Origin of the sequence: Glycomyces sp. YM15, assembly GCF_016918015.1 — a bacterium.
Classification (GTDB): domain Bacteria; phylum Actinomycetota; class Actinomycetes; order Mycobacteriales; family Micromonosporaceae; genus Glycomyces.
Genome location: NZ_JAERMK010000003.1, coordinates 94,098 through 111,441 on the forward strand (window position 1 = coordinate 94,098; position 17,344 = coordinate 111,441).

Annotated in this window: 16 protein-coding genes and 1 tRNA gene; 8 read left to right on the forward strand and 9 right to left on the reverse strand. The window is 69.5% G+C overall.

All coding sequences use genetic code 11. The annotated features are described in order from the left end of the window. Positions 1 to 11: 11 nt before the first annotated feature. A complete protein-coding gene (locus JHY01_RS04780) occupies positions 12 to 2,090 on the reverse strand; it encodes an MMPL family transporter (protein ID WP_205324466.1) in 2,079 nt (692 codons plus the stop codon). Positions 2,091 to 2,193: 103 nt separating this feature from the next. On the opposite strand from JHY01_RS04780, the gene JHY01_RS04785 reads away from it, so the two are divergent. Then, positions 2,194 to 2,697: a MarR family winged helix-turn-helix transcriptional regulator gene (locus JHY01_RS04785; RefSeq protein ID WP_205324467.1), complete on the forward strand. Its 504-nt coding sequence runs from the start codon at positions 2,194 to 2,196 to the stop codon at positions 2,695 to 2,697. On the opposite strand, the gene JHY01_RS04790 is transcribed toward JHY01_RS04785, so the two are convergent. The 6 genes from JHY01_RS04790 to msrA all read right to left on the reverse strand — a co-directional run bounded on the left by JHY01_RS04790 (position 2,670) and on the right by msrA (position 8,302). Beyond that, a complete protein-coding gene (locus JHY01_RS04790; protein WP_205324468.1) occupies positions 2,670 to 3,863 on the reverse strand; it encodes a deoxyribodipyrimidine photo-lyase in 1,194 nt (397 codons plus the stop codon). The two genes, JHY01_RS04785 and JHY01_RS04790, sit on opposite strands and share 28 nt — an antisense overlap. 62 nt (positions 3,864 to 3,925) lie before the next feature. Then, positions 3,926 to 4,555, reverse strand: coding sequence for a fasciclin domain-containing protein (locus JHY01_RS04795; RefSeq protein ID WP_205324469.1), 630 nt, complete (start codon positions 4,553 to 4,555; stop codon positions 3,926 to 3,928). Between the two features lie 60 nt (positions 4,556 to 4,615). Next, entirely contained in the window at positions 4,616 to 6,112 is a 1,497-nt protein-coding gene (locus tag JHY01_RS04800; RefSeq protein ID WP_205324470.1) for a molybdopterin-dependent oxidoreductase, read from the reverse strand. A gap of 131 nt (positions 6,113 to 6,243) precedes the next feature. Beyond that, positions 6,244 to 6,999 (reverse strand): anti-sigma factor domain-containing protein, encoded by a 756-nt coding sequence (locus tag JHY01_RS04805; RefSeq protein WP_205324650.1) that lies wholly within the window; start codon positions 6,997 to 6,999, stop codon positions 6,244 to 6,246. Next, a complete protein-coding gene (sigK, locus tag JHY01_RS04810; protein ID WP_205324471.1) occupies positions 6,996 to 7,604 on the reverse strand; it encodes an ECF RNA polymerase sigma factor SigK in 609 nt (202 codons plus the stop codon). Before sigK ends, JHY01_RS04805 begins: the two co-directional genes overlap by 4 nt. Positions 7,605 to 7,699: 95 nt before the next feature. Continuing rightward, positions 7,700 to 8,302: a peptide-methionine (S)-S-oxide reductase MsrA gene (gene msrA, locus JHY01_RS04815; RefSeq protein ID WP_205324472.1), complete on the reverse strand. Its 603-nt coding sequence runs from the start codon at positions 8,300 to 8,302 to the stop codon at positions 7,700 to 7,702. A gap of 65 nt (positions 8,303 to 8,367) precedes the next feature. On the opposite strand from msrA, the gene JHY01_RS04820 reads away from it, so the two are divergent. After that, on the forward strand, positions 8,368 to 8,754 hold the full coding sequence (locus tag JHY01_RS04820) for a VOC family protein (RefSeq protein ID WP_205324473.1): 387 nt from the start codon (positions 8,368 to 8,370) through the stop codon (positions 8,752 to 8,754). Between the two features lie 94 nt (positions 8,755 to 8,848). On the opposite strand, the gene JHY01_RS04825 is transcribed toward JHY01_RS04820, so the two are convergent. Further along, the gene (locus JHY01_RS04825) at positions 8,849 to 9,112 is read right to left on the reverse strand and encodes a hypothetical protein (protein WP_205324474.1); all 264 of its coding nucleotides are present in this window, start codon (positions 9,110 to 9,112) and stop codon (positions 8,849 to 8,851) included. A gap of 92 nt (positions 9,113 to 9,204) precedes the next feature. Between JHY01_RS04825 and JHY01_RS04830 the strand changes: the two genes are divergently transcribed. The 6 genes from JHY01_RS04830 to JHY01_RS04855 all read left to right on the forward strand — a co-directional run bounded on the left by JHY01_RS04830 (position 9,205) and on the right by JHY01_RS04855 (position 14,660). Continuing rightward, the gene (locus JHY01_RS04830; protein WP_205324475.1) at positions 9,205 to 10,350 is read left to right on the forward strand and encodes a cystathionine gamma-synthase; all 1,146 of its coding nucleotides are present in this window, start codon (positions 9,205 to 9,207) and stop codon (positions 10,348 to 10,350) included. Between the two features lie 45 nt (positions 10,351 to 10,395). Then, the gene (locus JHY01_RS04835; RefSeq protein WP_205324476.1) at positions 10,396 to 11,763 is read left to right on the forward strand and encodes an amidase; all 1,368 of its coding nucleotides are present in this window, start codon (positions 10,396 to 10,398) and stop codon (positions 11,761 to 11,763) included. Positions 11,764 to 11,969: 206 nt separating this feature from the next. Beyond that, a tRNA-Ala gene (locus JHY01_RS04840) sits at positions 11,970 to 12,042 on the forward strand. Positions 12,043 to 12,372: 330 nt separating this feature from the next. Beyond that, the gene (locus JHY01_RS04845; protein ID WP_205324477.1) at positions 12,373 to 12,846 is read left to right on the forward strand and encodes a hypothetical protein; all 474 of its coding nucleotides are present in this window, start codon (positions 12,373 to 12,375) and stop codon (positions 12,844 to 12,846) included. Between the two features lie 27 nt (positions 12,847 to 12,873). Then, positions 12,874 to 13,992: a hypothetical protein gene (locus JHY01_RS04850; RefSeq protein ID WP_205324478.1), complete on the forward strand. Its 1,119-nt coding sequence runs from the start codon at positions 12,874 to 12,876 to the stop codon at positions 13,990 to 13,992. Further along, positions 13,992 to 14,660, forward strand: a complete 669-nt coding sequence (locus tag JHY01_RS04855) for a hypothetical protein (protein WP_205324479.1) — start codon at positions 13,992 to 13,994, stop codon at positions 14,658 to 14,660. The genes JHY01_RS04850 and JHY01_RS04855 overlap by 1 nt, the downstream gene beginning before the upstream one ends. Before the next feature lie 512 nt (positions 14,661 to 15,172). Here the strand turns inward: JHY01_RS04855 and JHY01_RS04860 are convergent. Continuing rightward, entirely contained in the window at positions 15,173 to 17,245 is a 2,073-nt protein-coding gene (locus JHY01_RS04860; protein WP_205324480.1) for a DUF262 domain-containing protein, read from the reverse strand. Positions 17,246 to 17,344 lie beyond the last annotated feature (99 nt).

The following is a 17,344-nucleotide window of genomic DNA, read 5'->3' on the forward strand; positions in this document are numbered from 1 at the left end:
CCTCAGGTCCCTTACTTTCGGCTGAGGGCCCTTACCCGGGACAGCCGCGAGGGCCACCAGACGGTCCGGCCGAGGTCGAAGGCGAGCGCCGGGACCAGGAGCGAGCGGACGATGACCGTGTCGAGGAGCACGCCGAAGGCGACGACGAACGCGATCTGCGCCAGGAACAGGATCGGCAGGACCGCGAGCGCCGAGAACGTCGCCGCCAGCACCACCCCTGCCGAGGTGATGACGCCGCCGGTGGCGACCAGGCCGCGCAGGGTCCCGGCGCGCGTGCCGATCCGCGTCGACTCCTCGCGGACCCGCGTCATCAGGAAGATGTTGTAGTCGATGCCCAGGGCCACCAGGAACACGAAGCCGAACAGGACCACAGTGGGGTCGGCGCCGGGGAACCCGAAGAGGTGGTTGAAGACCAGTGCCGAGACGCCCATGGTGGCGCCGAAGGACAGCACGACCGTGGCGGTGAGCAGCAGCGGCGCGAGCACGGCGCGCAGGAGCAGCATGAGGACCGCCAGGATGACCGCGAGCACGATCGGGATGATCACGGTCCGGTCCCTTGCGGAGGTCTCGAGCGTGTCGAGCTGGATCGCGGTGGGGCCGCCGACTTTCGCGTCGGCGCCGTCCACGGCGTGCACCGCGTCGCGCAGGCGCTCCACAGTGCTCATGGCCGCGTCGCTGTCGGGCGCGTCCTGCAGCACCGCGTCGATCGCCACGAGCCCTTCGGCTTCGACGACCTGCCCGGACGGGTCGGTCTTCGGGGCGACCTCGGCGACACCGTCCACTTCGGCCGCGGCGAGCACCGCGTCGAGCGCGTCGGCGTCGGCGATGATCAGCGCGGGCGCTCCCGAGCCGGCGGGGAAGTGCTGGGCGAGGACCTCCTGGCCGGCGACGGAGTCGACATCGGTGAGGAACACGTCGGTCTGCGCCGTGCCGTCCGCCTTGAGCTGCACCATGAAGGCCGCGGCGACGAGCAGGCCGACGGCCGTCGTCAGCCAGACCGCGCGAGGCCGGCGGGCGACGAGCCCGGCGACCGAGGACCACAGCCGGGAGCGGCGCGCCCTGCCCTTGGCGACGCGGCGCGGCCAGAACGCGGCCCGTCCGAACAGCGCCAGCACCGCCGGGAGGAACGTCACCGCGGCCAGGAACGCCGCGGCGATCCCGATCGCCGCCACCGGTCCCAGGCCCCGGTTGGAGTCCAACTGGCTGAACAGCAGGCACAGCACGCCGAGGATCACGGTGCCCGCCGAGGCGGCGATCGGCTCGATCGTGGCACGCAGGGCCCGGCGGACCGCGGTGAAGCGGTCGGCGCCGGCGTCGAGCTCCTCCCGGAACCGGGCCACCAGCAGCAGCGCGTAGTCGGTGGCCGCGCCGAACACGAGGATGAACAGGATCCCCTGGCTCTGCCCGTTGAGGTCGATCGCGCCCGCGTCGGCGAGGGCGTAGACGACGGCGCTGGCAGCGGCGAGCGCGAACCCGCACGAGAGCAGCACCAGGATCGGCAGCAGCGGGGAGCGGTAGACGAGGACGAGGATGACCGCGACGACGGCGGCGGCCACGAGCAGGAGCAGGCCGTCGACGCCGGCGAAGGCCTCGCCGAGGTCGGCGCCGAGCGCGGCCTGGCCGGTGACGAGCACGTCGAGGCCGTCGGGGCGCTCGGCTTCGAGCACGGCGCGGATCTCCTCGACCGCCGCCGCGTCGTCCTCGGCGTCGATGAGGACGACGAGCTGCGCGGCCTCGGGCGGGGTCTCGGCCGAGAGCTGCGGCGGGATCGGCGGCCCGGCGTTGAACTCGAGGTCCGCCAAGGCGGCGCTCGCCGTCTCGAGGTAGGCGAGGTCGGCGTCGGTGAGGCCGCCGAGGCGTTCGGCGACGACGACCGCGGGGGTCGCGTCGGTCTGGTCGAACGCGGCCCGCAGGTCGTTGACCTCGGTCGACTCGGCGGTGGACGGCAGGAACGCGGAGCCGTCGTTGGAGGCGACCTCGCTGAGCTTCCCGGCGAACGGCCCGGCGAAGGCGCCGAGGGCGAGCCAGGCCAGGGCCAGCAGTGCGGGTACGAGCCAGCGCAGCCGGGGTACGGGTCGGTCGGGCGCCATGAGCGGGTCTCCTCGCGTCTCGGTGTGGTTCCACGTCAGGATAGTTCGATGATCGAAGCATTTCGCGGAGGCGTGGCCGGGATCATGGGGGATGATGGGTCGCATGACCCGCGACTCCGGCGACGAGCAGGCGCTCACCGACCTCGACCTCACCCGTCTGCTCCAGACGCTCACCGTCGAGTCCGACCGGTACGCCGAGCGGTTCGGCGCGCACCACGGCCTGCACCGCACCGACGTGAACGCGCTCGCGCTCATCCTCGCGGCCGCCCGCCGCGGCGACCACATGTCCCCCACCGCCCTCGCCCGGGAACTCGGGCTGAGCCCTTCGGCGACGACCGCGCTCATCGACCGGCTCGAGGCCCTCGGGCACGTCCGGCGGGCCCGGCCGGCCGGGGACCGCCGCCGCGTCGCCCTGGAAGTGCCCGAAGCGGCCCTGGAGGAGGGGCGGCGGATGTTCGTGCCGCTCGCGGCGGCCTTCGCGGCGGCATGGACGGGCTTCGACGCCACCGAGCGGGAGGTCGTCGCGCGCTTCCTCGAAGTGAGCACGGAGGCGATGCGCGAGGTCGGCGCCGAGTGGGGTCACGACGACCCCCAGCGCCGCCGGTAGGACCCGTCGGGGTCGAAGCGTTCGGCCTGCCTGGCGTGGTTGAAACCGCGGTTCGGCCGGGTGTCGTTGCCGGTCCCGGCCGTCCACTGCCAGTTGCCCCAGTTGTTCGCCTCGTCGAGGTCGACCAGGTGGCGGGCGAACCAGTCCGCGCCGTCGCGCCAGTCGAGGCCGAGGGTCCTGACGAGGTACCCGGCGCAGATGAGCCGTGCGCGGTTCGGCATCCAGCCCTCGTCGAGGAGCTGGCGCATGCCGGCGTCGACGATGCCGATCCCGGTGCTCGCGCTCTGCCAGGCGGCGAGGGCGGTGAGGTCGACCCGCCACTCGTCGCGGGCGCCGCGGCGGTAGGGCGTGTCGGTGAGCGCCGGGAACGCGTGGAGGACCTGGCGGTGGAAGTCGCGCCAGCACAGCTGCCTGACGAATGCCTCGGGCACGCGCGGGTCGGTCGCGAGGGCGCGGGCGGAGAGGCAGCCGAGGGCCAGGTGCGGGCTGAGCCGCGAGGTGCGGTCCGCGGCGAGCTCATCGCGCCGGTCGCCGTAGTCGCCCGCGCCGGGAGCCCACGCGTCGAGCCGGGTGAGGGCCGCGCGTTCGCCGCCGACGGGCAGGTTCGGTGCGGTCCCCTCAGGTGCGGGCAGGTCGTCGCTCTTCGGGAAGTCCTCGGGGACGCGCAGCCGTTCGGGCTCGGGGGCTTCGCCGCGCCGGCGCGCCTGCGACCAGGCGCGCCAGTAAGGGGTGAAGACCTTGTAGTGGTCGCCGCCGCCGCTGGGCAGGAGTCCGCCGGGCTCGACGACGGAGGGCCCGGCCGTGACGGTGCAGGCGATCCGTTCGCGCTCGCAGGCCGCGGCGAGGCGTTCGCGCAGCCCGGTCTCGAAGCGGCCGACGTCGCCGCCGCAGACGACCGCGTCGGCGCCGGTCTCGGCCCGCACCGCCATCACCAGGTCGACGGTCGGGCCGCGGCGCACGGCGAGGTCGCCGCCGAGTGCGCGGAGGGACCGCCGCAGGTCCGCGAGCGCGTCGAGCAGGAGGCGGCGGCGGTTCGGGTTGGACGCCCGGGCGGGGTCGTCCACGTAGAGCGGTACGACGCGGTCGGCGCGGGCGGCTTCGGCCAGCGCCGGGTTGTCGTGGACGCGCAGGTCGCCGGTGAACAGCAGCAGTGCGGTGGCGGGCATGTCGACTCCGGACGCTCCAAGGGGGCCGTCCATTGCGGACGACCCCCAGGAATCGTATGCGATCAGGGCATGAGGACCGTGTCGATGATGTACACGGTCGCGTTGGCGGTCTGGACGTTGCCGCAGACCACGGCGGCCTGGTCGTTGACGGTGAAGTCCTCGCCGGAACCGGTCACGGTGAGGCTTTCACCCTGGAGGGTGGTGTGCTCTCCGGCCAGGTCCTCGGGCGCGAGCTGGCCCGCGACGACGTGGTAGGTGAGGATGCCGGTCAGCGTCTCCTGGTCGGCCAGCACGGCTTCGAGGTCGGCCGCGGGGATCGCGGCGAACGCGTCGTTGACCGGCGCGAAGACCGTGATGTCCTCGGCCGAGTTGAGCGTGTCGACCAGGTCCGCCTCGGTCACCGCGGCGACCAGTGTGGACAGCACCGGGTTGTTGCTCGCGGCGGTGGCGACCGGGTCGTCGGCCATGCCGGTGAAGGAGCCTTCGCCGTCCGCCGGGACGGCCGAACACGCCGCGCCGAACTCGCCGGAGGCCATCTCCTCGGTGGTCTCCTCCTCCGCCATGGTCGTTTCAGAGGAGGTGGCGTCCTCGGCGGCGTCGTCACTGCCTCCGTCGGAGCAGGCGGACATGGTGATCGCGAATCCGGCGGCCGCGGCCAGGGCTCCGGCGCGGGTCAGGAATCGAGTGTTCATGGGTCTTGCCTCTCTCATCGGATGCCGGGGGCGGTCGCCCTCGGCGGTCGTTCGGGTGGTCTATGCGGCGGTGACGACGACCGAGTGCCAGCCGGTCGCACCGTCGGGGAAGGGGGTGACCCGCTCCTCGGTCTGGGTGTCGCCCGCGGCGTCGGTGGCGCGGACCTCCAATTTGTGGCGCCCGGGTGCGGCGTCCCACTCCCACAGCCATTGGCGCCACGTGTCGGGGCCGATCACGGGAGCGAGGTCGGCTTCGGCCCAGGGGCCTTCGTCGACGCGGACCTCGACGCGGTCGATGCCGCGCCGCTGCGCCCAGGCGACCCCGGCGACGGCGGTGCGCCCGGCGGCGATGGTCCTGAGCGGCTTGGGGGTGTCGATGCGCGAGAAGGTCTTGATCGGGGCCTCGGCGGCCCAGTCCCGGCGGACCCAGTACGGGTCGAAGTCGGCGAACGAGGCGAGCTCGATCTCGACCAGCCACTTGGTGGCCGACACGTACCCGTACAGGCCGGGGACGATCATGCGGACGGGGAAGCCGTGCTCGATCGGCAGCGGTTCGCCGTTCATGCCCACCGCGACGAGCGCGTCGCGTCCGTCGGTGCACGCGCTGGTGGGGGTCCCGGCGGTCCAGCCGTCGTGCGAGCGCCCGACCACCTGGTCGGCGCCCGGCCGGACGCCGGCCTCCTCGAGGAGCTCGGCCAGGGGGACGCCGAGCCAGCGGGCGTTGCCGGCCAGGGTGCCGCCGACCTCGTTGGAGACGCAGGAGATCGTGATCTCCCGTTCCACCAGGTCACGGTCGAGCAGGTCCTGATAGGCGAACTCCAGCGGGCGATCGACGCGTCCGGTGACGCGCAGGCGGTAGTCGTCGGGGAGGACCTGAGGGAGCACCAGGGCGGTGTCGACGCGGTAGAACTCGGCGTTCGGCGTCAGGTAGGGGGTGAGGCCCTCGACGTCGAGGCCTTCCCCGGCCGGGCCGGCGTCGATCGGTTCCGGCAGCCGGACGGCACCGCGGGCGGTCTCGACTTCCCCCGTGCCGCCCAGGCGCCATCCGGCCGCTCCCACCGCGCCCGCTCCCGCGAGCGCGATCAGGACCCCGCGCCGGTCGACGACCCTGCCGGGCACCGGCGGCGGTGCGGCGCTCGGCCGTCGGTACAGCATCCGCAGCACGAGCGCGCCGGCGACCGCGCCGACCAGGGAGGGCAGTGCCCAGGCCGCTGCGGCCGCGGGCCGGGAGAGGGCGGCAGCCGCTCCCGTCGCGCCGAGCAGCGCCAGGGCCGTGTAGCCGACCGCGATCCGGCGGCGTGCGAGCACGCCGACGGCGGCCGCGGCGGACGCGAGCACGAGTCCGATCCCGATGAACAGCACCAGCTTGTCGTGGACCCCGAAGGTCCGGATCGCGAAGGCCTTCACGGGTTCGGGGACGGCGTCGACCATGACCGCGCCCACGGCGGCGACCGGCGCGCTGCCGGGGGCCACCGCGGCGGCGGTCAGCTGGGCCGCGGCCAGGGCGGACCCGGCGCAGGCGAGGCCCGCGAGGGCTGCGATCGGTCTGCCGTTCATGCCGGGTATTCGGGGCCGGGCCGCCGGCGGATGGGCCCTGGATCAATCTTTTTCGGATCAATGCCGTGAACGGGTAGGAAACACGGCGAAGGCCGGGCCCGCCGGCCCGGCCTTCACTCCTCCCCAGGCGCCTACGCGGGCAGTGCCACGTCGGCGACCATCGGCAGGGTCGGGGTCGTCGACCCGCCCGCCGGCTCTTCGGTGACACCGATGAGGTCGGTGTCGCCCAGTCCTTCGATCAGCATCGTCGCCGAGGAGTCGCCGGCGTCCATGACGCCCGCCGACTCCTGGCCGCCCTCATCGACCAGCCACACCTGGTACGAGCGGTCGTCGTCGACGGCGGCCAGGCCGGAGACGACCACGACGGCGTCGTCGAGCGATTCGGAGGCCACGACGGTGACGCGGCCGCCGCCGTCGGCCTCCTGATAGGCCACCTCGGCATCGGGGGCCTCCAGCACCGCGATCATGCGCTCGGACTCCAGCGGCTCCTCCGGCCGCATGACCGTCCAGGCCGCGAAGATCCCCGCGAAGGCCGCGACGGCGGCGAGCGCGGCGGCGCCGACGGCGAGCCGCAGGCGCGGGAAGTGCAGGCGCGGGAGGCGCAGCCGCGGACGGCGCCGGGCGGGCCGCGGCGCGGCGTCAGGCTCGGTCGCGGCAGGGGCCTCCTGGCGAGTGCGGCGCACCTCCGCGAGGACGCGCTCGCGCAGGGCCGCGGGCGGTTCGGCCAGCGTCACGTCGGAGAGGCGCCACACCGCCTCCCGCAGCTCGGCCGCCTCCTGAGCGCACGAGACGCATGCGGCCAGGTGCTCGTCGACGAGGCGTCGCTCGTCGTCGTCGACCGCGTCGAGGACCCAGGGGCCGATGAGGGTGTGGACGTCGGTGCTCATCGGGCCACCTCCAAGCAGTCGCGCAGTTTCGCGAGGCCGTCGCGGATCCGCGTCTTGACGGTGGGGACGGCCGTCTCGAGCAGGGTCGCGACCTGCCGGTACGTGTGCCCGCCGTAGTAGGCGAGGGTGACCGCCTGCCGTTGGAGTTCAGTGAGGGTCTTCAAGCAGCGGCGGACCTGGCGGTGCTCCAGGCGGCTGGCGGCGGTCTCGGCGACGGTGTCGTACTCGGGTTCGGCACCGCTCGCGGCGGCGCGTCGCTCGCGGTCGCCGGCGGCCTGCGCTGACCGGACCCGGTCGACGGCGCGGCGGTGGGCGATCGTGGTGATCCAGGCGCTCGCCGACCCGCGGCGCTCGTCGAACCGGGTGGCGGTGCGCCACACCTCGACCAGGACTTCCTGGGCGACCTCCTCGGCCTGGGCCGGGTCGCGCAGGACGCGCACGCACAGCCCGTAGACGCGCGGCGCCATCAGGTCGTACAGGGAGGCGAAGGCCTCGTCCTCGCCGAGGGCGGTGCGATGCAGCAGCGCCTCCGGGCTCGCGGCCGCCGTAGCCGCGACGGCGGCCAGGTGCGGCTCTCGCCTGGCCCCGGCACCGGTGTCGAACATCCTCACGCTCCCGCGGTCGACTTGAGTGGTCGCTCAAGGTTCGCAGCCGGAAGGCTCCCGGATGGGTCGGCGCGGCGGATTTCTCGCGCGGCGGGTCAGGGCCGGGGCGGCTCCACCTCGACCTGGGCCTTGACGACACCCACGGGGCAGGAGAGGCCGGTGGGGCCGTGGTTGCAGTACCCGTTCGGGTTGTGATGCAGATATTGCTGGTGGTAGCCCTCGGCGAGCCAGTAAGGGCCGGCGGGGAGGATCGCGGTCGTGATCGGGCCGAGCCCGGCCGCGCGCACGATCGGCTCGAACACGTCCTTGCTCACCTCGGCGGCGTCCTGCTGCTCGGAGGTGGTGGTGAACAGGACCGAGCGGTACTGACTGCCCACGTCGTTGCCCTGCCGCATGCCCTGCGTCGGGTCGTGGTTCTCCCAGAACACCTTGAGGAGCTGCTCGTAGGCGACCGCGCCGGGCTCCCAGACGACCTTCACGACCTCGGCGTGACCGGTCAGGCCGGTGCAGACCTCCTCGTAGGAGGGCGTCTCGGTGTTGCCGCCCATGTAACCGACGGAGGTCGTCCACACACCGGGGACGCGCCAGAACAGGCGTTCGGCGCCCCAGAAGCAGCCCATGCCGAAATAGGCGGTCTCGGCGCCCGGACCAGGGGAGCCTTCGATGGGATGGTGCAGGATCGGGTGCGTCGTGCTCATTTGGCAAGTCTGTCACGCGCGAATAACGATCGCCAGCCGTCGTTGCGGGACGTTAGCGTATGCGCATGGTTTCATCTATCAACCAGGTCACGTTCGACACCCGGGACGGCTATGCGCTCGCGCAGTTCTGGGCGAAGGTCACCGGTTACACCGAGCACCCCAAGTACCCGAACTCGCCCGGCGACGAGGAGCACTTCATCGGCCCCGGCGGCGGCCACCCCGGGCTGCTGTTCATCAACGTCCCCGAAGGCAAGACCGTCAAGAACCGCCTCCACCTCGACCTCGTCCCCGAGACCACCCGGGACGAGGAGGTCGAGCGCCTCCTGGGGCTCGGCGCGACCCTCCACGAGGACCACCGGCGCGAGGACGGCACCGGCTGGGTGACGCTGCTCGACCCCGAGGGCAACGAGTTCTGCGTCGAACGCTCCAAGGCCGAACGCGGCGAGGACTGAACGACGCCGCGGGCGCCCCCGGCCGGGGGCGCCCGCGGCGCGAAGTCTGACGGGCATTGCGGGCAGGGTGGGCACCCGCCGAGGAGAGCGGGCCCTACTGCTCGGCGACCGCGTCCATCTGGCCGTCGCCGTTCGCGTCCACCACGGCCGCGTCGTACTTGCCGTCGCCGTCGTTGTCCAGCAGCACGTGGTCGATCACGCCGTCGCCGTCCGCGTCCACGGCCAGCATGTCCGCGGTGCCGTCGCCGTCGACGTCCACGTGGTACTCGACCGAGCCGTCTTCGTTGCGGCGCACGCCGACCGTCTCGTCGACGCCGTCACCGGTGATGTCCATCTTGTGTACTTCGTCGAAGCCCATGAGGCGCCCCTTAACTGAAGTGGGAAAGTGTTGTCTGCACGATAGCGTGCCTATCCATAGGCAGTGGTACTCGCGTCGGTTAGCGTAGGGACATGCATGAGGGTCACGGGTTTTCCACACGAGCCATCCACGCCGGGCAGGAGCCCGACCCGCTCACCGGTGCGGTCGTCCCGCCCATCTACGCCACCTCCACGTACAAGCAGGACGGCGTGGGCGGCCTCCGCGGCGGCTACGAGTACTCCCGGTCGGGCAACCCGACCCGCACCGCCCTCGAAACCTGCCTCGCCTCCATCGAAGGCGGCACCCGCGGCTTCGCGTTCGCGTCAGGCCTCGCCGCCGAGGACACCATCCTGAGGGCCCTCCTCGCCCCCGGCGACCACGTCGTCATCCCCGACGACGCCTACGGCGGCACGTTCCGCCTCTTCGACAAGGTCGCGACCCGCTGGGGCGTCGAATACACCGCCGCCCCCATCGCCGACGTCGACGCCGTCGCCGCGGCCATGAACGCGCGCACCAAGATGGTGTGGATCGAGACCCCCACCAACCCGCTCCTCAACATCGCCGACATCGAGCGGCTCGCCGACCTCGCCCACCGCAGCGGCGCCCTCGTCGTCGTCGACAACACCTTCGCCAGCCCCTACCTGCAGCAGCCGCTCGCGCTCGGCGCGGACCTCGTCGTGCACTCCACCACCAAGTACATCGGCGGCCACTCCGACGTCGTCGGCGGCGCGATCGTCGTGCAGGACGCAGCGATCGCCGACGCCATCGCGTTCCACCACAACTCGATGGGCGGCGTCGCCGGACCCTTCGACGCCTTCCTCACCCTGCGCGGCATCAAGACCCTCGGCGTGCGCATGGACCGCCACTGCGACAACGCCGAAGCCCTCGCCGAATTCCTCGCCGGGCACGCCAAGGTCGCCGAGGTCCGCTACCCCGGCCTCGCCACCCACCCCGGACACGACGTGGCGGGCAAGCAGATGAAGCGCTACGGCGGCATGATCTCCTTCCGCCACAAGGACGGCGAACAAGCCGCCGTCGACCTCTGCGCCCGAACGGAGGTGTTCACGCTCGGCGAATCGCTCGGCGGCGTCGAATCCCTCATCGAGCACCCCGGCCGCATGACCCACGCCTCCGCCGCCGGCAGCGCCCTCGAAGTCCCCGCGGACCTCGTGCGCCTGTCCGTCGGCATCGAGGACGCCGACGACCTCCTGGCCGACCTGCGCCAGGCCCTGGGATAGCAGGACCGCACCCCTGACATCCCCCGTGAGAAAGAAGGACGTGCAGTGAGCTGGTCGGGAACCACCGCGCAGCAGATAGCCAAGGCGGTCCGGCGCGGTGACGCCGACGCCGCGATCGTCGTCGACCACCACCTCCGCCGCATCGAGGACCACCGCGAGGCCGAAGGCGCCCTCACCAGCGTCCGCAAGATCGAATCCCTCGCCGAAGCCGCGGCCGTCGACGAGATCGACAACCGCGACACCCTGCCCGCCGCGGGCGTGCCCGTGGCCGTGTGCGAGCAGCTCGCCGTCACCGGACACGCCCCCAGGCTCGGCTCCAACGCCGCCGTCCTGCCGATCGCGGACACCGACCACCAAGCGGTGCAGCGCATCCGAGGCGCGGGCGCCGTGATCGTCGCCTTCGGACGCTCCTCCGAGCTCGGGCTCTGGCCCGCCACCGACGACGACGGGAACGTCCCGGCCAACCCCTGGCGCCCCGACCGCGGCATCGGCGGCCCCAGCGGCGGCACCGCGCTCGCCGTCGCCACCGGAGCCGCGCCCATCGGCATCGGCCTCGACGGGCCCGGCTCGGCAGGCGGCGTGCGCACTGCGGCCGCCGCGTGCGGCATCGTCGCCTACAGCCCCGAGCACGTCCCAGCCGACATCAACACCGACCCCGAGCACTGGCTCGGCGCCCACACCGGGGTCATGGCGACCACCGTCGAGGACGCCGCGCTGGCGTACGCGGCGCTCACGCACCGGCACCCGCGCTCCACAGGTGACCCCGGACGGCTGCGGATCGCCGCCACCAACGTCGCGCCACTCCCGGCCCGCGTCGACGACGAGGCCACCAAATGGCTCCTCAAGGCCGTGCGCTCCCTCACCGACCTCGGGCACGACACGTTCCGCGCCAAGCCCCGCTTCGGCGCCCGCCTGACCCCGGCCTCTTCCGGGGCCTGGACCTGCGCGGCGTACCTGCGCAGCCTCAAGTGCGGCCCCGACGGGCTGCAGCGGCGCACCCGGCGGCTCGTGTCCGTGGGCGAGAAGACCTACCTGCGCGGCCTGTTCGGCGGCGTCCTCGGCGACGGCAACCGCGTCCGCCGCCACCTCGAGGACTGGTTCGACCTCGAGGACTACGACCTGCTCATCACCCCGGGCCTCCCCGCGGCGCCTCCGGCGGCCAAGGAGTGGTCCACGGAGACCCTGCGCGCCAACGTGACCCACCTCGCCAGCGCCGCCGCCTTCACCGCCCCGTTCGGCCTCGCCGGCCTCCCGGCCCTGGTGGTGCCGGTCGGCATGCGCGGCGACGGCGCCCCGGCCACGGTCCAGCTCGTGGGGCCGCCCGGCTCCACCGGCCGCCTCTTCGACGTCGCGGCCCAACTGGTGGCGAAACTCCGCCCCCGCCGTTACGCCCCCGGCCTCAGCTGGGACTGACGACAAGGTCAGGGCCCTCGCGCTCGGCGCGAGGGCCCTGACCTTTTCCATGCCCTGAAACTCGCCGCTCGACCCACCCGACCAGCACCGCAAACCCCCAGCTCACCAACGTGACCGCCGTCTCCAGGCCCTCCCTGGGGCGGCCCCCGAACACTGTGTAAACTAGTCCCGGTTCCAAGGTCTCAGGCCTCTGGAACGCCAATCAAGGGGCTTTGGCGCAGTTGGTAGCGCGTTTCCATGGCATGGAAAAGGTCAGGGGTTCGAATCCCCTAAGCTCCACAGAAACGGACAATACATACATGAGCGGTCATCGAGTTGATGACCGCTCATTTGTGTTTCCAGGGTTGTCTCTTGGGTCGGGGCCCGTGTCGCCCATAGGCCCGAGCATTTCCCGGCCGCAGGTGGGCGGTGAGGGCGCGTGGCTGTGACTGGATGAGCTCCCGGCTTCACGTTCTTCGGGCGCACGGCGCGTGTCCTTGCGCCCGGGCAGACGATATCCGTATACAAGGCACGAAAAACTCAGGACAGCGAAAATGGCTTCGCGTTGTTACCCTGAGTCGGTTGGAGCGGTGAGACCGCTTCCCAAAGCCCCGACCCCGCGAGGTTTCCGTGTCAGATAGAAAGTTCGATGCTGCCGAGATTCGACGTATCGGCGAGGAGGTTTGCCCCAAACTCGCGGACGAGTACGAGAACGTCGTCGACACCGCGGACGAGGCCGGGCGGTACAGCAGGGCGTTCGAGGGCAGCTCGGGGGCGATGTCCGACTTCGGTGAACTCTGGGACCAGTGCTTCAGGCTGTTTTACAACGCGGCCTACGAGACCGGCGTCAATGTTCGGGGCTACGGCTCGGCCCTGGTTGACATCGCCGACCAGGGAGAGGCCGACGAGCACGCGATTGACCAGAGTTTTCATCAGGCCGTCGACGACAACATGGCCGAGGGGTACAGCACTGTCTCCGAGCAGACCGCCGAGCAGGACATCAACCCGGAGACTGATGACATCTACAACCTCGACCAGGCGCCCAACCCATACGAGGAGGACCTCAGCCCAGATCCGAACGCCGGTCCCTCCACGTTCAACTGACGACACCTGACCGAGAGAGGAAACCACATGGGAGAGATGGACGCCAGCCAAGTGCCCTCGCCGGGGGACATCTTCGATCTGATCGAGGAACTCCGTGCTCCGCTGTACGCGGCCAAGGTCCGCCAGATCGCCGGCAATCTCGCAGGTGACGTCGCCATTACCGAGGACTATCAGGAGATCATCGGGAGCAAGGGCTCCTCGGTCGACCGTTCGTGGATCTTCGAGTACTCAGCTGCGCAGTACTCGAGCTGGAACGGTTTCCTGCATCAGGACGAGGCCGTCTCCGCGCCGCCGTGGGTCCAGCAGATCTACAAGGTCAAATGGTCGAACTACACCGATTGCCCGGTTGACGAGGACTGCGGCGATCAGACGCAGTGGGGCATCAGCCAACAGGCCCAACATCAAGTCGACACATTGTTGGCCTCGATTCACGACGAGTTCAAGGAATACCTTGAGGACGGCAACCTGGCGAGCATGACGCTGTTGCAGTCGCGGATGACCACGGCCAAGGACGCGATGGTCGCCCTGGTCGACACCGCGGAGAAGTCCTGGTACGAGGACATTCGAACCCTCACCGTTCCTGAGAGCGAGGTGTGGAAGGGTGCTGATGCGGACGAGGCGCACGAGCAGTTCGGAGCGGTCGTTCGCCAGGCCGGACAGTCCCAGGAGGCGATGGCCCGGACGCTCGAGACCGCTGCCGATGCCGAGACTGCGGCGAAGGCCGCGCTGCATGTCGGTCTCCACGAGGCGTTGAAGCACGCGCACAACACGATCTACCAGAAGACCTATTTGGATCACATGAGCACCTTCCCGCTGCTGGGCACGGTGGGGTTGATTATCGGCGCAATCACGCTGCCGATCTCGCTGGGCACTACGGTCGCGGTGGTCGGGTTCGCCGCCGGAGCCATGAACTACTTCGGGAAGGACGTTCAGATCGACATCACGGTCAGCCATGTCCTCAACCAGGACCAGGCCGATGACCTGGTCGCGGATCTGCGGGAGGCTGCGCGCGAGATCAATGAGGCGCGGGTAGCGTTGCGCAAGGAGCTCAAGGACGGGCTCGAAGCCCAGTTCGACCCGTTCTTCTACAGCGCCGCAACCGGGGCGCTGGACTTGATCCCCGGCCAGAGCTTCGGAGAGGACTGATGTCGGTGAACCGGCACTTCATGTCGATCGGTATCGGTATTGCGGCCGCTCTCGCGTTGCTCGCCACCGGTTGCGATGCGAACTCGCCCGACTCCGACCCCTCGAGCGAGGAAGCCAGCAGCGAGGGATCGGCGGCCGCTGAGATGCAGGCGTGGACCGAGTTCTGCGACAAGGCCGACCCGGATGTGATCGCGGAGCACTTCAGCGCATCAGCGGTGACGATCGACGACGACGGGTTCACTGGTGAAGGCGCCTTCGGGGAGGTCGCTTCGGGCTCGTGTGGCGGTACGTTCGAGTTCGAACCTGGGAACAGTGTCCCGTTCCAGGTAGCACTCCGCGCGTATGGTTCGGCGTCCGAGGCCAGGGAATCCTTGGACGAATGGCGTGATGCCGACACCGGGCCGGCTCCGGCGAACGAGGTCGGGGCAAAGGACGCGGACCTGTGGATCGTCCAGCAGGATATGGGCTCGACCTACAAGATCGACGGCTCGGTCGCTCAGGACTTCTACCGGATCACCTTCACGGTGACCTACCTCGTGTACGACGAGGAGAATGAGTGCGGCGAAAGTGGCCCCGCCTGCACGGAAGATCCGGTCACCACGTTGCAGTGGTTCGAGGCAACTTACCTGCCCGGTCTCATTGCCAGGATCGACGAGACGCAAAGGTAACAGAGCGGATCTCTGATTTCGAGCTTGTTGATATGCAGGACAACGCAAACAGAGATCCGTTTCCACCAAACCTGCTCCCCCCGCCTCTGCCGAGGCTCCTTGTGAGGCTATTCCTCCTGCCCGGCTGTGAACGAACCGGATCTCGCCGAGCATCACGAGCAAGGCGTTTGACGCTGGAGAGGCTGATGCCGTACTTCTGCGCGAGCGTCTTCTGGGTTACCCCTGCTTGATATTCGCCGACGATGGCGGCGCGGTCTGCGCCGGTGAGGCGGCGGTCCAGGGACCAGGGCTTTCCGTTGGATGTACGGGGTACCGGCTGTTCGGTCGTGGGACAGGGGTCAGGATTTCGGGTGGGGCGGGTGAATAGGTCAGGGAGCCGGTTTGCGTGGGTGTTGACCTGGGGTGATGGGTTCAAGTAGGCCGCTGCAAGCTCCACAAAAGGATATACAACGCGTGAGCGGTCATCAGGTTGATGACCGCTCATTTGGTGTCCGGAGGCTCCTCAAGTCCAGTCAATCGGCGGGGTCGAGCAATGCCGCGAGATCGTCTGCGCCTAGGTACTGACGGCGGTCTGCAATGCCCGCTTCGCTGAATCGGATCCCATCAGCCTCGAGGTGTTCTCGCGCCTTCTCTGCGCCTGAACCGTCGGCGTATCTGAAACCTTCGGCGACCTTGCCCTCGGCGATGAGCACTCTGTGCGCATTGAAGATGCTCGGGTTCTCCTTCAGATGGCTGCCCACGGCTTGGGCGGCAGACCCGATGAGTCGTGCGACGGCGCCATAGCTGGTCCAGGAAGCATGCGGCAGTGCCGCAAGGACCTCGTGCATTTTTTGCCAGTCGCGTCGGCGAGTAGCTTCGCCAACTCCTGCTAGTGGGGCCGGCCAGATCCTGATCGCACGGTCGGCGAGATCGTCGGCTCGGGCGCGGATCTCGGCGGCACCCCACTTCGGTGCCTCGGCGATCTCACGATTGGCCTCGAGATGGCTCAGGTCGAAGATCTGGCGTTTGCGTTTGAACGGGTGATTCGACAGGTCCGCGTTCATGGCGGTGAGGGTCAGGTTTCCGATCGTGTGCACCAGGCTCTGATGCAGGTCCTCTGGCGTCTCGTCCTCCCCGCACTCTGCGGCGAGCTGATTGAACCAGTCTTCGGACGGCTTCTGAGGTAGGACGTGCTCGATCGTGTACTGCGTGCTCGCGAAGTTGACCGGCTCGGGGTGTCCGTAGGACTCTTCCAGGTACTGGAGGATGTACCGGCGCTGCGATCCGCGGCCGCGTTGGTAGAACGGGCTGAGCTGGAACTGTTCACGGATTTCGGCATCCGTCGGCCAGTATCGGCGTTTGGCGGACAGGAGCCGGTGTATGCCGTCGATGGGAGAGGGTTCGGCAGCGAGTTGCGATGGCAGCGCGAGGAAGATCCTGTTGAGGCTGTGGGTCGGCACCCAGGCGATCATGCGACGCACCAGGAAGCTCTCGATCAGGGCAAGACCTCGCGCGACCTGTTCAGAGGTGATCGCCCCCGCGTCACGTTGATCGAGGAGGTAGAGCATGGCGGGCTCAGCAGTGGTTGCGCCCCATTGCCGAAGTCGATGCAGATGCTCGCTGACGACTCGATCGGGTTCCCGGCGAGGGTGGATCATGAGCGCGAACAGATGGGACCGGCGATTCAGTTGCTCGACGTACCTAATGATGGTGTCATGGTCTTCGCCGTTGCGGGCGAACCACTTGACTTGTTCGCTGTATAGGTCTTCTGCACGGGGGTTCTCGACGCCGAGTAGCGCCATTTGAAGGAGGAGAAGGCGGCTCAGCTGGTCTTCGTCGGAACTGCGGGTGTCGAGCACCGATTCGATGGGTTGCCAGTGGTCGCGGTGGACTTGGTCGGCTACCTCGCCCAGCCTCATGAAGAGGTAGTTCTTCAGCAGGTCTGCTTGGCTCAGGCGCAGCCCGGTGTTGTTGAGCGACTCGTAGATGCGGTGGGCGTTCTCGTCGGCCCCCACCGTGATGCTGACGAGATTGAGCCGTTCTCCGATGACCTTCTCGATGTGGAAGATGTCGTACGGGTCGGCAGGATCATCCACAGCCGCGAGCTTTTGCATGAAGAACCGATAGGCGCGGGTGATTGCCGATCCTTCGTCCGGATGGTGCAGTCCGAGCATGACGGCCCGGTAGGCCTCTCGATCCTGTTGCGTCGGAATGAGCCGGAACCGGTCATCGCCTTCGCTGCGGGTGTTGAGGAGGAACTCCGCGTTGATTCGAGCTCTCGCGTCCGAGTCCCCGCTCGCCTCCTGATAATCCCTGAGCGCCGCGAGTGCGATGGTGAGCGTGGTGAGGCGTTGCTGACCGTCCACGACGATGTAGCGGGGAAATCGGGCTTCGGTCAGCGGCGACGTTGCGAGGACCACTGCGCCGAGGAAGTGGTTCGGTGAGCCGCTGTCCGCTGCCATGCTCTCGGCCTGGCTGAGGATGTCTTTCCAGAGCGTGCCAAGCTGCTTCGTCCCCCAGGAGTACACCCGCTGATAGAGCGGTACCTGGTACTGCTGACGGTCTCGGCCGATGAGGTCGAAAAGATTGTCTTCGGAGGCTTTCATCAATCTCCAACAGGCCGTAGGGGTCTGATGACACGGTACCTCTTAACAACAGACGCTCCGCCAGGCCCCTTTTCGAAATGCTTGACAGGAGGTTCCAGC

Coding starts and splice junctions, on each gene's coding strand:
- JHY01_RS04780 (WP_205324466.1), bottom strand. CDS start 2,090: ATGGCGCCCGACCGACCCGTACCCCGGCTGCGCTGGCTCGTACCCGCA.
- JHY01_RS04785 (WP_205324467.1), top strand. CDS start 2,194: ATGACCCGCGACTCCGGCGACGAGCAGGCGCTCACCGACCTCGACCTC.
- JHY01_RS04790 (WP_205324468.1), bottom strand. CDS start 3,863: ATGCCCGCCACCGCACTGCTGCTGTTCACCGGCGACCTGCGCGTCCAC.
- JHY01_RS04795 (WP_205324469.1), bottom strand. CDS start 4,555: ATGAACACTCGATTCCTGACCCGCGCCGGAGCCCTGGCCGCGGCCGCC.
- JHY01_RS04800 (WP_205324470.1), bottom strand. CDS start 6,112: ATGAACGGCAGACCGATCGCAGCCCTCGCGGGCCTCGCCTGCGCCGGG.
- JHY01_RS04805 (WP_205324650.1), bottom strand. CDS start 6,999: ATGAGCACCGACGTCCACACCCTCATCGGCCCCTGGGTCCTCGACGCG.
- sigK (WP_205324471.1), bottom strand. CDS start 7,604: ATGTTCGACACCGGTGCCGGGGCCAGGCGAGAGCCGCACCTGGCCGCC.
- msrA (WP_205324472.1), bottom strand. CDS start 8,302: ATGAGCACGACGCACCCGATCCTGCACCATCCCATCGAAGGCTCCCCT.
- JHY01_RS04820 (WP_205324473.1), top strand. CDS start 8,368: ATGGTTTCATCTATCAACCAGGTCACGTTCGACACCCGGGACGGCTAT.
- JHY01_RS04825 (WP_205324474.1), bottom strand. CDS start 9,112: ATGGGCTTCGACGAAGTACACAAGATGGACATCACCGGTGACGGCGTC.
- JHY01_RS04830 (WP_205324475.1), top strand. CDS start 9,205: ATGCATGAGGGTCACGGGTTTTCCACACGAGCCATCCACGCCGGGCAG.
- JHY01_RS04850 (WP_205324478.1), top strand. CDS start 12,874: ATGGGAGAGATGGACGCCAGCCAAGTGCCCTCGCCGGGGGACATCTTC.
- JHY01_RS04855 (WP_205324479.1), top strand. CDS start 13,992: ATGTCGGTGAACCGGCACTTCATGTCGATCGGTATCGGTATTGCGGCC.
- JHY01_RS04860 (WP_205324480.1), bottom strand. CDS start 17,245: ATGAAAGCCTCCGAAGACAATCTTTTCGACCTCATCGGCCGAGACCGT.